Below are 12,759 nucleotides of genomic sequence, written 5' to 3' on the forward strand. Positions count from 1 at the left end.
TCCGTAGGAGTCTAGGAGGGGAGGAAGAGTGTCGAGTCGTACGCAGCGAGTCGATCTCGGCCGGCATCCGACGTGGACGGTGATTGGCGCCGACCACCGGGTCGTCATGCCGGCAGAGCAGTACCTGGAGTACCTGCGTCTGATGGAGTACTCCCCGAACACGGTTCGCTCGTATGCCCGGTCGTTGGCGCTGTGGTGGTCGTTCCTCGAGCACCGTTCGGTGAGCTGGGACGACGTACGACTGGAGCACTTCGGGCAGTACCTGCACGCTCTGCGAACCGACACGGTCGAGTCCGGGGTGACGGTCATCGCGGACAGGGCGCCGCGCGCCCCGATGTCCACCGTCGCGACCCGGGTGCGGGCCGTCATGTCGATGTACCGGTACCACGCGGCGAATGGAGTGCGGGTGTCGAGCGACCTGTACGACGTTGTGCAGCGACGTCCCGGACCGTACCTGCCGTTCTTCGAGCACTTGGCGGCGAAGTCCGGGTACGTGCGGTCGCGTGTACGGCTGACCGTCCCGAACAAGCTTCCGCCGGTCCTGTCTCCGGCGCAGATCACCGCGCTGCTCGATCACGAAGCGACCTGGAACGTCCGCACCCAGGAATGGGTCGGGGACCTGCGGTACCGGCTGCTGTGGTCGCTGCTCGCAGAGACTGGCGCGCGGATCGGCGAGGCGCTGTCGCTGCGTCACGGCGACTGGAGCCCGGGGCGCGGCGGCACAGCGAGCGTGTCGTTCGAGCCGAGCGAACACCCCCACGACCAGCGCCTCAAGAGCGGCCCTCGCGTCGTGCACATCGGGTCGCGACTCGACCGCCTGTACGGCGACTACGTCTGGTGGCTGTGCGAGCGAGGCGCCGACCTCCACATCAAGGACTGGGGATCGTCGTACGTGTTCGTGAACGTGCTCCGTGAGCCGATGTTCGCGCCCATGCGGACAGAGTCGATCTACGGGCACCTGCGGTCGGTGAAGGCGGCAGGCATCGGACTGCCCCAGGCGATGTCGCCGCACTGGTTCCGCCACACGCACGCCACCGCACTGCTGCTCTCCGGAACACCGCCGCACGTCGTGTCCCGGCGCCTCGGACACAAGGACGTGCAGACCACTCAGAGGAAGTACGCACACGTGACAGAGGACGCTGAACTGGCCGCGCTCGGGAACTGGACCGCCCTCACTGACGGATGGGCGGGTGCAGCATGAGCCGCACACGCTCGCTGCCCGCGCCGCGGAGGCTCGACCGTCGAGACCCGCACCTCGCGATCGCCGAACTGTTCGACCCCTCGATCACCCAGTCGTTGTGGGAGTCGTTGCCCGAGGAGTGCCAACGGGAACGGTTCGACAAGCGCACGATGCCCGACCGGTACCGCCCATTCGTGGCAGAAGTGAGTGCTGGGGGTCCCTGGACGACCTCCGCACTGAACTTCACCGGAGTTCCGCGAACCATCAGCCAGGAACTGGCGTGGCTGACGTTCCGGGAAGTGCAGTTGGGACGGACCGTCAGCCCGCCGGCCTATGCGGCCGCGGTGCAGATCGTTCGGCGGGTGACCGCCGATGAGCCGAACGGCATGCCCGCAGCGTCGCTGCTGTCGATGCCCGTCGATGAGTGGGTACGCCTGGCGCGTCTGGCAGCGATGCGTGATGGGGCGACGCTGGCTCGGTCGGTCCCGCTCGTCGGCAGCAAGACCCTCAGCCGGTGGCAGGACACCCTCTGCTACGCGTACCACAGCGGTCCCTGGTGGGAGCTCGACGTGTGGAACCCCGTTCTCGATCCGCGGATCCCGCGGCGCGCGCACGAGCCGATGGGCCGCAACGTCGTCAACTTCTCACATCTGACGACGGACTGGTTGCGCGAGGCGGCCAAGTGGTGGCTGTCGCAGGCGCTCATCACGGAGACGTACACGTGGACGTCGCTCAAAATCCGGCTCGATGGTCTCAAGTGGTTCCAGCGCGCACTGGATGCCTCGAAGGACACCGACGGGCCTCTCTTGATCGAGGACCACGACCTCCGGCGAGAGTTCTTCATCGCGATGGCGGCCATGCTCAAGTCGCACGTCGTCACGCACGGGTCGACGAAGGGGAAGCCACTCGGCAAGACCGTCCGAGCGCAGGCCATCACGACCGTCGAGCAGTTCTACCGGTTCATGTACGACAACCGTCACCGCGCCGCCAAGGTCCTCAGTGACGAACGCTGGGGGCGACTTGACGCGACGTACACGGTGCCGTTCCGTCTCGAGGACAAGCCGCGTGGGCGCAACAAGCTCCCCACTCCGGACAGGATCCTCGAGGACGACGTCCTGTCGCGGATCGCGGTAGGGATGGAACTCCTAGCCAAGCCCCGGGACGAGGGCGGGCTGGGTGACCTGCAGGCGCTACACATCCTGGCGTTGCTGATCGCCACCGGCCGGCGCGTCAACGAGATCCTCATGATGGACTTCGACCCGCTGACCCCGCTCATCGCCGGACCCGAAGTCACCGAGGGTGACGACACCGCGCTGGTCGCCCGGATGCGATACCAGCGCACCAAGATCGAGAACAGCACTGAACCAAGCATCCCCGTGAACGCGGAGGTCGTGAAGATCATCCGTGCGCAGCAGCTGCACGTGCGCGAGCTGATGCGGGCGCGTGGGATCGAGCGGGACCCGCCGTACCTGTTCCTGCGACTCATGCAGAACAGTCACGGCGAGGCGCCGTACTCGTCAGCGACGTTCAACCTGCGCATGAGCGCGCTGTCCGAGCTGATGGGGATCAAGGACTCGACGGGGCGGCCGGTCTCGATCTCGAAGACCCACAACTTCCGCCACACGAAGGCCACGAGCCTCCTCAACGCCGGCGTCCCGCTGCACGTCGTCATGCGGTACTTCGACCACATCACTGTCGCCATGACCATGCACTACGCCCAGACGGTGTCCGAGACCGCCGAGGCCGAGTTCCTCCGCTACCGCAAGATCAAGGCCGACGGCCGCCAGATCGACGTCGACCCCGGTGACCTGTTCGACCTCATGCACTTGTCCCAGCGCGCAGACCGGATCCTGCCCAACGGCTGGTGCATGCTCGCGCCCGGGCAGTTCTGCGGCAAGGGCAACGCGTGTCTGACCTGTGGCGACTGGGCGACGGACGAGTCCCACCGCCCCGACCTGGAACGCCAGCTCATCGCGACGGACCGGCTCGTCGAGCACCGATGCGCGGCGTTCGCCCAGCGGTACGGGGAAGACATGCCCGAGGACAACGTCTGGCTCGCTGAACGGCGCAAGGAGCAGGGGGCGCTCCGGAAGGTCCTGATCACGCTCGACCAGCTGAAGGTGCGCCCGGATGCGGCACCGGCGGTGGTTCGGGGCATGGCCGCGAACGACCAGCCGGACGTGGCCTGATGAGCAGGGAGCACCTGGCAGAGGCCGCGGCGAAGCGGTCGAGCGACGCCCTGCAGCGCACCCTCGACGCGCTGCAGCGGATGCGGCGCACGGGGATGCCCGTCTCGTTTGTCGCGGTGGCGCGCGAAGCGGGCGTCTCCACCGACTTCTTGTACTCCCGTCCTGCTCTGCGGTCGAGGATCGAGGCGCTGCGAACCCAACGGCCCACGCCCAATGCCCCGGCACCGAGCCCGGGCAACGATCCGGACGCAGGGGACGCTCCGATGACTGCGCTGGCGGGCCGCATGAAGCGCACGAAGGAGCACTACGAAGCTGAGATTCAACGGCTCAACGCGGCACTTGCAGTGGCACATGGCGAGAACCTCGCGCTGCGACGACGGCTCGCTGCGTCTGGGCACCACGTCGACCCGAGCGAGCAGTAGACCCCGGGGCTTCGCATGCCACATGAGCATCGTGACCTGTCGCGTGAGCGATGTGCGGCGCCTGGCCGGTCTCACCCCCGAGGTGGCACCCCGTCAGTCAACGTTATCAAGTTGTTATCAAAAGCCCGGACAGGCGGTCCTCGGAGAGGCCATCGTGAAATCACGTCGGTCCTGTCGGGAAGTCATCCGACACTTTACTGCCGGCTGCTCGGTGATTATCATCGCCGAGTAAGTCACGCTCCTTGGTCGGAACAGGCCAAGGAGCATGAGGGGGAAGGCAACCAGATGAGATTGCGCAAAGTCACCCGGCGAGGTGGCATCGTCGCCGGGCTTGTCGCCGGCATCCTCGCCATGGGGGCGGCTCCGTCGTTCGCCTACGGATCGTCCCTGTGGAACGAGGCGCCGACGCGCTGCTCGGGCAGCTACCTCGGTAGCAGCAGCCCGAACGGCAGCAACACCGTCTACACCTCGACGGGCCCCAACACGAGCACCTGCGTGCTGACCCGTCCGCAGTACGGGGCCGCCCCGCGGTACAGCGGGATCACCGTCTCGGCGAACTACAGCAACTCGTTCGTCACCAACGTCGGGGCGTGGCGTTCGGACGCCCTCGGTGGCCGCCACCTCTGGGGAAACATCTCCAATGTCACGTAGTTCGCTCGCGATCGTCAGCTGTGCCGCCCTGCTCGCGATCACTGCCTGTTCTGGCGGCGACGGGGCGGCGCAGCCGATCCAGAAAGACATCCTCGCCGCGGCTAAAGAACAGCGCGCCGCCGGACATGATCAGGCCGCCGACCTTCTTGAAGACGGGGTCGTCGATAGCGCGGACTATGAGGCCGCCATCGAGAACGCGCGCCGCTGCATCAGTGACCTCGGGTTGTCAATGTCGGAGCCTCAGCTCAACCCTGTCGACAACCTACGGTACTCGTACTACGCCAACACCGAGGGCGCCCCGGTGGGAACCGACGAAGCGGTGACGGCCTGCATGGACGGGAATGTCGCCTCTGTTGAGGTGTACTACGTCGCTACTCACGAGCAGGTCATGTCCACTCCGCTCATCGCTCCTGTTAACACCTGCATGGAGGAGGCGGGTTACGGGCCGTTCCCGGAAGCGACGTCGATGCCTGATTTCGCGGGCGATCCCGAGGACGACGACGCCGGGCGGCGCACCACCGCGTTCGAGTGCATCGGGTCGGCGATGTCAGAGGTCTACCCCGAGGTCGAGTACTACGGCATCGGATACTGATGCGGAAGAGCTCGACGATCGTGATCGTGACCTTGCTGACGCTCTCGATGCTCCTGCCAATCCTCCTCATCGCCGGCGCTTGGGTCTTCGTGTCGCGGCAGAGCATCACCGAGCCCGCTCCGGTGATGGTCATTGCAGAACCCAATGACGCGCCGATGCTCACGCAGGCGGCCATAGCCCTGGAATGGGCCACCGACGCACGCGTCGTGGCGCCAGCGTGGGCCGGCACCTTCACCTCAGTCGACGTCGCACCTGGCGACACGCTCACCGAGGGTGTCGTGCTCGCGCGCGTCGACGGCATCTCTCGCATCGGCGTCCGACTCGACTCGGCGTTCTACCGACCGCTGTCCACTGACGCGACCGGCACCGACGTGGGGCAGCTCAACTCCATGCTGGCTCGGCTCGGTTTCGAGGCACCCTCCGGCGAACGATTCACCAGGCTCACTCAAGTCGGTGTGCGCCAGCTCGCCGCGCATCTCGGGGTCCCCGCACCCGCGACGACCACAGCGTTCGATCCGTCATGGGTGGTGCGGCTTCCGAGCGACTCTTCGGTGGTCGCGACGGTGGCCGCCCAGGCCGGACAGGCAGCAACTGCGAACGACCCGGACTTCATCGAGCTGCGTCCCGACCTCCGTGCCGGACATGTCGCACCCGAGGTCGACGACAGCGACCCCGACGCCGACCCGACCGACGAGGACGGGACGGCAGCGAGCACGCTTCCCACATTGGCGGTGGACGAAGGTTCCACCGTGGTGGTCGCACAGCAGGAGCTGCTCCTCGCGCCCGACCGCAGCACCATCGCCCCAGAGTCGCTGCCCGTGCTTGCCAGTCTGGCCGAACCGGGAGCTCGGTTCGTCAACGCCCAGCTGGCGCGCCCTCCCGCCGCCGATGAGTTCGTCCTGCCTGCTGCCGCGGTCTTCTCGGTACCCGACGGCCGCACGTGCGTCGCCGCCGCGACCGGTGGAGACGCCATCCCCGTCGACGTCCTTGCCTCCGACTCTGGTCGGGTGATCGTCCGCGGCCCCGAACTGACCACCGGCACGACGGTGGTAGTCGACCCTGCGACGGAGCGTCGATCGTGCAGATAGAGGCATCGCACGTCGTGAAGCGGTACGCCGGCCGCGCCGTAGTCAACGACGTGAGCGTGACGGCAGCCGCTGGCTCACTAAGCGTGCTGTCGGGGCCGTCAGGGTCGGGCAAGTCCACACTCCTGGGCATCCTTGGCGGATTCGCCGACCCCGACGAGGGCAAGGTCACGCGCGATCCGGCGGATCTTGGCGTTGCATGGGTCGCGCAGAACTCGCCGGTCCTACTGCGACGGTCTGTCCTTGACAACGTGGCGCTCGGAACGTTGTCACGGGGCGCGGACCACGATGAAGCCCGAACACGTTCCATGCGCGCGCTCGACGCGCTCGGAATGGAGCGTTTGGCCGGATCACCCGCGTACGCGCTGTCAGGCGGCGAACGACAGCGCCTCGCGGTGGCGCGCGCACTGGTCGCCGACAGCCCCGCACTGATCGCCGATGAACCCACCGCGTCGCTTGACCCGGCCTCGCGCGATCTGGTCCTCCACGCGCTTGTCGTGGCGCGTGATGCCGGAGCAGTGGTCCTCGTCGCCACCCACGACCGGCTTGTCACCGAGCTCGCGGACACCTTGTGGGTCATGCACGACGGCATCGTGCGAACAGCAAGTGCGGCTCCCACCAGATGACCACGACCCGGCGACGCCGGAAGCTCGGCTTCCCGCTTGCCCTGATCTTCGACGAGGTGGCACGCAGATTACGCACCCAGCCTGTCGCGACGTTCGCGTGCGCGATGTTCGCATGCGTGCTCGGGGCAGGCGGCGTCCTAGCGATGAACTACGGCGCCTCCCAGGTGCAGACCGCCTGGGACCAGCAGATCGCGCAGGGGTCCGCGACCTACGTGGTCGCCTCCCAAGTGCGAGGCGAGATCTCGGCTGCTCGATGCGACGCGCTGAATTCCGTCACAGGCGTCGACGCCGCGGGTGGTGTGCTCAGCGTCCGGCGCTCGAACACGCAGACCCAGCCCGATGACTTCGTCTACATCGAGACCGTCACGCCCCGATATCCAGCGGTGGTCTATCCGGGCCTGAGCGCTCATGCGCAACGGACGTCAGCTGTCATCGGCACCGACCTCGCCACGGCGATGGGTCTGAGTGACGGAGCCACCCTCGCGTCCGGGGAGATCTCAGTTCTTATCCAGCGTGCACCCACCGCGTCGCTCCGGGTCCCGGAGGTCGACCGCCGGGTGTTGATCTCCGCGGCACCCGCTGGCTCGCTCGAGACGTGTGTTGTGTCAGCGGACGCTGGACACGCGGAGTCCCTCGAGAGCTTGCTCACAGGTTGGTTTCCCCTCTCCGCCCCCGCCGTCGTCACGCCGATGGCGCAGGACACGACCGACGGCACTGCAGGCGATCTTTCCGTGATGGCGTGGCTACTGTCGGCTACGACTTGCGTCGCGCTCGCCGCTACCGCGTCGGGGTGGCTGTGGGCGCAACGCGCCGAGTTCGCGCTGTATCGCTCACTCGGACTGAGTCGTCTCGGCGTGGTCGTCGCTTGCGCCCTTCAACTCGCGATGTGGTTCTCACTCCCCGCCGCGGTGGGTGCCGCTGTCGTTGTCGGGACGTCGGCGATCGCACAGCAGGTGGAGTTCCCTCTTCATGTTCAGCTCGCTGTCGCCTTCGCGCTCCCGGCCGCGGTGTGGCTCGCCCTGCCGATCGGGTACGTAGCGAACTCGCGGCACTCGATCATGGACGCGGTCAAGGGTCGCTGAATCGCGGAGGAGTTTGAGTCGGCGCTAGCCGGCAGCCTGCTCGGTATCGCCTGCACATGTGTCCGCCGCCCACAAGCCCCTCGCCTGCGACGCGGCATCTGCTTCGGCATCGACGAAGGTCGCCTGGTACGTGTAGGCGCCGTCGTACGTGTACTCGTGCGCGAATCCCTCACGGACGAGGGTGTCGTTTACAAGAACCTGGTCGACCCACACGAACGCCAGAGCTCGGTCGTACCGGTCGGTGCGTCCTTGCCTTGGGTCGTACTCGAGCCAAACAGTGGCTCCGTCGAGGAGTTCGCTCGCTCGAGCGCTTGCCCCAGGTCCGAAGCACTGCACGGGCTTCTGCGCGCTCTTCGTCTCCGGGGTATCGATCCCGATGAGTCGCACGGACACTGACACTCCATTGATCAGCACGCGCGCGGTGTCCCCGTCGACGACCCGGGCGACCTGGAACGGGCCCTCCGCTTCCGGGGGCCGAGTCAACCCCGCAGCGGTACTCGGCGATGGCGCTGGTGCGTCCTGCGGCCAGTCCTCACCGAAGAGGAGGTACCCACCGACAAGGACGACAAGCACGGCGACGGACGAGAAGAGACGTCTCACAGGGCATGCTCCCATCGTGTCGACGGCATGCCGATCACGCACTGAACTGGTAATATCTACGTCGCGGCAGTTACGGGCACGGATAAGACGTGGTCGATCTGCACGTCCGCGCTGCGGGGGCCGCGCTCGAAGGCGATGGTCTCCCCGCCGAACGGGTCGGCGAGCGTCCCGGCCAGGACGACGCAGTCGTGGGTGCCCTCCTCGAGCACCACGTCCGTGAGGTCGCGGGCGAGCACGTCGTTGCGGGTGTCGCACCCGTTCCGGTCGACGTCGGCCCACGCGGGCCCGAACTCCTCGCGGGAGTACCCGGTCTTCGGCGCGCGGCCCTTCACGGGGAGCGCGTCGAGCTCCGTGCGCGCCCGGTCCAGGTCCGCCGAGGTCACCGGGAACCGGGCCGACTCGCGTGCCTGCGACCACACGGGCAGCCCGGCCCCGAGCGCCACCGACACCACGAGCACCAGCCACGCCCACCCGATGCGGCGCCCGCGGCTCCCGGTTCCGGAGGACGGACGTCGGGTGCGGGAGGTCGAGCGGGTCACCGCGGAACGGTCGCACACCGCACCGACACAGCACCTCCTCCCCGCGCGGCCCGGCGCGTCGCCCGGCCCCCGCAGCGCCTGTCTACGGTGGCGTGCGGAGGCGACATGACCAGGCAGAGCACCGCCGCGCAGGCGACGGCGACCCGACCGCGCGTCCGGCGTCCGTGGGGCAGCACCGCGGCGGCGGGCGGGCTCGTCGTGGCGGCGGGGCTCGCGTCCGCCCGCTCCGGTTCCGGCCCGGTCGGGGACGCCCTGGGGGACGCGCTGTACGCGGCGCTGGTGCTGCTGCTGGTCCGGCTGGCGTGGCCCGGGCTGCGACGCCGAACCCAGGCGGTGATCGCGGTCGGGCTGTGCTGGGCGGTCGAGGCGGCGCAGGCGACCGGGGGGCCGGCCGCCGCCGTCCGGGCCTGGGCGCCGCTGCGGTACCTGCTGGGCACGACGTTCGTCGCGACCGACCTGCTCTGGTACGCCGCGGGGGTGCTGCTCACGTCCGGGCTCGTCACGCTCGCCTCCCGGTGGTGGGGCGGCACCCGGCGTGCCGCCCGTGCCCGAGCCTGACCGCGCCCGTCGGCCGCCGTCCCGCGCCGCGTCAGGACCTGGGGACGAGGCACCCGTGTCCCGCCTGAGGGTGGTTCGGTGCTGCGTGGACGAGCGGTTGCCGGGCGCCGGCGCCCGACCCCGCGCCACACTGGGCCCGTGGTGCGCGAGCTCGTCGTCCTCGGGACGGCCTCCCAGGTGCCGACCCGGTCGCGCAACCACAACGGCTACCTGCTCCGCTGGGACGGCGCGGGCCTGCTGTTCGACCCGGGCGAGGGCACGCAGCGCCAGATGACGTTCGCGGGCGTCGCCCCGAGCGGGATCACGCGGATCTGCCTGACGCACGTGCACGGCGACCACTGCTACGGGCTGCCGGGTGTCCTGTCGCGGATGGTGCTGGACGGGGTGCAGCACCCCGTGGACCTGCACTACCCGGCGGAGGGTGAGTCGGTCGTCCGGGCGCTCGTGGGGCTGGCGACGCCGGGCCTGGACCTGCGGCTGCACCCGCACGCGGAAGCCGGGCCGGTCGCGGACGGCCTGGTCGTGGAGCCGCTGCGGCACCGGGTCGCGGCGTTCGGCTACCGGCTGGTCGAGCCGGACGGGCGCACGCTCCTGCCGGACCGGCTGGCTGCGGCGGGGATCGCCGGCCCGGCGGTCGGGGAGCTGCAGCGGACCGGGCGGTCCGGGCGGGTGCGGCTCGCGGACGTCAGCGTGCCCCGCCGCGGGCAGCGGGTGGCCGTCGTGATGGACACGGCGCCGTGCGCGGGGGCGGAGGCGCTCGCGGACGGCGCGGACCTGCTGCTGGCGGAGTGCACGTTCGCCGACGAGGACGCGGCGCTGGCGGCGGAGCACCTGCACCTGACGGCGGGCCAGGCGGGTGCGCTGGCGGCCGGGGCCGGCGCGCGGGCGCTGGTGCTCACGCACTTCTCGGGCCGGTACGAGGACCTGGAGCCGCTGGCGGTGCAGGCCCGGGCGACCGCGGGCGCGGCGACCGTGCGGCTGGCGCGCGACCTCGACCGCATCGCGCTGCCGCGGCGTCGCGCGACGCCCTGAGGCGTCAGTCCTTGCGCGGCGCGACGCCCCGCACGGAGTCCGCCGGGAACCGGCGGCGCGCTTCGGCCTGCTTGTCCAGCGTCGCCTGCAGCACGTCCACGCCGAGGACGTCGGCGAGCCGCAGCAGGTAGACGAGCACGTCGGCGATCTCCTCGCCCGCGCGGTGGTGCCGGTCGGGGTCCGCGAAGTGCTGGACGGCGTCGCCCGCGGGCAGCCACTGCACGAGCTCGGCGAGCTCCCCGACCTCCCCGACGAGCGCCAGGACGAGGGACTTCGGGTCGTGGAACTGCTCCCAGTCGCGCTCCTTGCTGAACTCGCGGATCAGGGCGGTGAGGCGGGCGAGGTCACCGGGCCCGGGGGACTGGTCGGTCATCGGCCCAGCGTGGCACGTGCCGCCTCACCGCAGCAGCCACGTGGGGGACCGCAGGTACTGCTCCGCGACCAGGACGGTCCCGGCCGGCTGCTCGGCCCGGAGCGGACCGGACGGCCCGCCGCGGGGGTCGGTGACGGTCCGGCCGAGCAGCTGCAGCCGCCGGAGCAGGGACAGCGCGCAGGCCGTGCGCGCGTCGTGGCTGGTCAGCGGGCGCACGTCCTGGTAGCCCGCGACCCACGCCTGGGCGCGCGCGGGCGCGTCGGGCAGGTGCTCGACGTACGACAGGTGCGCGGCGAGGTCGAGCACGAACCAGGAGAACCCGGAGTCGTCGAAGTCGATGACCGTGAGCGCGTCGCCGTCGAGCAGCAGGTTCCCGGGCCTCAGGTCCGCGTGCACCAGGCCCCAGGCGTCGGGGGCGCGGGAGGCGTCGTGCAGCGCGTCGAGGGCGGCGTCCCGTGCCCGGCGCAGCAGCGCGAGGTCCGCCGGCGGCAGGCACGCCGCCTCCCACGGCCCCCACCGGCTGTCGGGCCCGACCAGGTCGGCGGGCTCCCACGTGGGCCGCACGAAGTCGCGGGGCCGGTGGAAGCCCAGCGCGTGCTCGTGCAGCAGGGCCGCGGTGGTGCCGACCCGCCGGTGCCACCCGGCGGGGTCCGCGGCGCCCGGCAGGACGTCGTCGAGCGGCTGCCCGGGGACGTACGCCCAGGTGAGGCACACCCAGTGCCGCTCGTCCTCGCCGGCGACCATCGCCACCGCCCGGCCGTCGACCGGCGCCACGGTGGTCGGGACCCGCACCGTGCCGGACGACGCCAGCGCGGCCATCCACGCCACCTCGGACTCCACCGACGCGGTGTCCTCCATGTAGGCGGGCAGCGCGACCCGGGTCACCGCGACGGTCGTCCCGTCGACCGCCACCCGGAACGTCGCGTTGTGGGACAGCGCCATCAGGGCGATCGCCGTGCGCGCCGGGTCCCAGCCCCAGGCCGCGCAGAGCGCCGCGTGCAGCCACCGGGGCGCCGGGGCGCCGACCGGCAGCCGGCCGGACGGCGGGTCCGGGTCTGCGAGACCGGTGCTCCCGGTCGGGTCGTCGGTCGTCACAGGTGCCCCCCGGGGTGTCGCGTCGCTGCCGGACCGTCGGCCCGAGCCGAGTCTCGGCGGGCGCCGTCGCCGGCCACAAGGACGCCGGGCGGGAGTTCACGCAGGTGTTACCCCGCGCGGCGGAGGCTACGTCGCGGAAACACGCCCGTGCCCTGGCTGCCGCGCGCGCCGCCCCCGGCCCCGCGCGGTCGAGTGGAGCGTTCGACCCGACACGCCGGGTGCGTGTCCGTCCGGACGTTCCACTCGGCGCCCGCGCGCGTCGGCGCCCGCGCGCGTCGCACCGCGCCCGCGGCTACGCCCCCAGCGCGGTCGCGACGTACGCGATGGCCTCGGCGTGCTCCTCGGGCCCGCCGGACTCGTGGCCGTTCCAGCGCCAGGTGCGGAGCTCCTTCGGCCCGGCCCAGGCGTGGTGGGCGGCGACCACGGTGGACGGCGGCACGATCGTGTCCATGAGCGCGACCGTGAACCGGGCGGGCGCGGTGCCGCGGCGCGCGAACGCCACCCCGTCGACGTAGGACAGCGTGCGCAGCACCTGCTCCTCGTGGCTGCGGTGGACGGCGAGGTACTCCCGGACCTCCGCGAACGGGTGGCTGTCGGTGATCCCGATGGCGCGGGCGCGTCGGGCAGGTGCTCGACGTACGACAGGTGCGCGGCGAGGTCGAGCACGAACCAGGAGAACCCGGAGTCGTCGAAGTCGATGACCGTGAGCGCGTCGCCGTCGAGCAGCAGGTTCCC

15 protein-coding genes are annotated in these 12,759 nt (G+C 70.4%); 10 read left to right on the forward strand and 5 right to left on the reverse strand.

Annotated elements, in window-relative coordinates; genetic code table 11:
• Window positions 1-106 precede the first annotated feature (106 nt).
• From QNH85_RS17160 to QNH85_RS17195, 8 genes are all read left to right on the forward strand, one after another.
• Window positions 107-1,201, forward strand: coding sequence for a tyrosine-type recombinase/integrase (locus QNH85_RS17160; RefSeq protein WP_282948348.1), 1,095 nt, complete (start codon window positions 107-109; stop codon window positions 1,199-1,201).
• Window positions 1,198-3,369: a tyrosine-type recombinase/integrase gene (locus tag QNH85_RS17165; RefSeq protein ID WP_282948349.1), complete on the forward strand. Its 2,172-nt coding sequence runs from the start codon at window positions 1,198-1,200 to the stop codon at window positions 3,367-3,369. Before QNH85_RS17160 ends, QNH85_RS17165 begins: the two co-directional genes overlap by 4 nt.
• Entirely contained in the window at window positions 3,369-3,791 is a 423-nt protein-coding gene (locus QNH85_RS17170; protein WP_282948350.1) for a DUF6262 family protein, read from the forward strand. Before QNH85_RS17165 ends, QNH85_RS17170 begins: the two co-directional genes overlap by 1 nt.
• Window positions 3,792-4,076: 285 nt before the next feature.
• Complete coding sequence (locus QNH85_RS17175) at window positions 4,077-4,442, forward strand: hypothetical protein (protein WP_282948352.1); 366 nt, start codon at window positions 4,077-4,079, stop codon at window positions 4,440-4,442.
• A complete protein-coding gene (locus tag QNH85_RS17180; RefSeq protein ID WP_282948354.1) occupies window positions 4,402-5,034 on the forward strand; it encodes a hypothetical protein in 633 nt (210 codons plus the stop codon). The genes QNH85_RS17175 and QNH85_RS17180 overlap by 41 nt, the downstream gene beginning before the upstream one ends.
• A gap of 26 nt (window positions 5,035-5,060) precedes the next feature.
• Window positions 5,061-6,122, forward strand: coding sequence for an efflux RND transporter periplasmic adaptor subunit (locus tag QNH85_RS17185; RefSeq protein ID WP_282948355.1), 1,062 nt, complete (start codon window positions 5,061-5,063; stop codon window positions 6,120-6,122).
• Entirely contained in the window at window positions 6,113-6,745 is a 633-nt protein-coding gene (locus tag QNH85_RS17190; protein WP_282948357.1) for an ABC transporter ATP-binding protein, read from the forward strand. Before QNH85_RS17185 ends, QNH85_RS17190 begins: the two co-directional genes overlap by 10 nt.
• Window positions 6,742-7,827, forward strand: a complete 1,086-nt coding sequence (locus QNH85_RS17195; protein ID WP_282948359.1) for a hypothetical protein — start codon at window positions 6,742-6,744, stop codon at window positions 7,825-7,827. The genes QNH85_RS17190 and QNH85_RS17195 overlap by 4 nt, the downstream gene beginning before the upstream one ends.
• A gap of 24 nt (window positions 7,828-7,851) precedes the next feature.
• Here the strand turns inward: QNH85_RS17195 and QNH85_RS17200 are convergent, their stop codons facing one another.
• On the reverse strand, window positions 7,852-8,427 hold the full coding sequence (locus QNH85_RS17200) for a thermonuclease family protein (protein ID WP_282948361.1): 576 nt from the start codon (window positions 8,425-8,427) through the stop codon (window positions 7,852-7,854).
• Between the two features lie 56 nt (window positions 8,428-8,483).
• Window positions 8,484-8,966 carry a hypothetical protein gene (locus QNH85_RS17205; RefSeq protein ID WP_346016338.1) on the reverse strand — a complete coding sequence of 161 codons (483 nt, stop codon included), beginning with the start codon at window positions 8,964-8,966 and terminating at the stop codon, window positions 8,484-8,486.
• 105 nt (window positions 8,967-9,071) lie between these two features.
• On the opposite strand from QNH85_RS17205, the gene QNH85_RS17210 reads away from it, so the two are divergent.
• Window positions 9,072-9,524, forward strand: coding sequence for a DUF2809 domain-containing protein (locus QNH85_RS17210; protein ID WP_282948363.1), 453 nt, complete (start codon window positions 9,072-9,074; stop codon window positions 9,522-9,524).
• Window positions 9,525-9,665: 141 nt separating this feature from the next.
• Window positions 9,666-10,556, forward strand: coding sequence for a ribonuclease Z (locus QNH85_RS17215; RefSeq protein ID WP_282948371.1), 891 nt, complete (start codon window positions 9,666-9,668; stop codon window positions 10,554-10,556).
• Between the two features lie 4 nt (window positions 10,557-10,560).
• On the opposite strand, the gene QNH85_RS17220 is transcribed toward QNH85_RS17215, so the two are convergent.
• The 3 genes from QNH85_RS17220 to QNH85_RS17230 all read right to left on the reverse strand — a co-directional run bounded on the left by QNH85_RS17220 (window position 10,561) and on the right by QNH85_RS17230 (window position 12,697).
• On the reverse strand, window positions 10,561-10,929 hold the full coding sequence (locus QNH85_RS17220; RefSeq protein WP_282948365.1) for a nucleotide pyrophosphohydrolase: 369 nt from the start codon (window positions 10,927-10,929) through the stop codon (window positions 10,561-10,563).
• A 24-nt stretch (window positions 10,930-10,953) separates the two neighbouring features.
• Window positions 10,954-12,024, reverse strand: coding sequence for a phosphotransferase enzyme family protein (locus QNH85_RS17225; RefSeq protein WP_282948367.1), 1,071 nt, complete (start codon window positions 12,022-12,024; stop codon window positions 10,954-10,956).
• A gap of 292 nt (window positions 12,025-12,316) precedes the next feature.
• The gene (locus tag QNH85_RS17230; protein ID WP_346016339.1) at window positions 12,317-12,697 is read right to left on the reverse strand and encodes an acetylxylan esterase; all 381 of its coding nucleotides are present in this window, start codon (window positions 12,695-12,697) and stop codon (window positions 12,317-12,319) included.
• Window positions 12,698-12,759 lie beyond the last annotated feature (62 nt).

The organism is Cellulomonas endometrii, assembly GCF_949769265.1.
In the GTDB taxonomy this organism is placed as follows: Bacteria; Actinomycetota; Actinomycetes; order Actinomycetales; family Cellulomonadaceae; genus Cellulomonas; species Cellulomonas endometrii.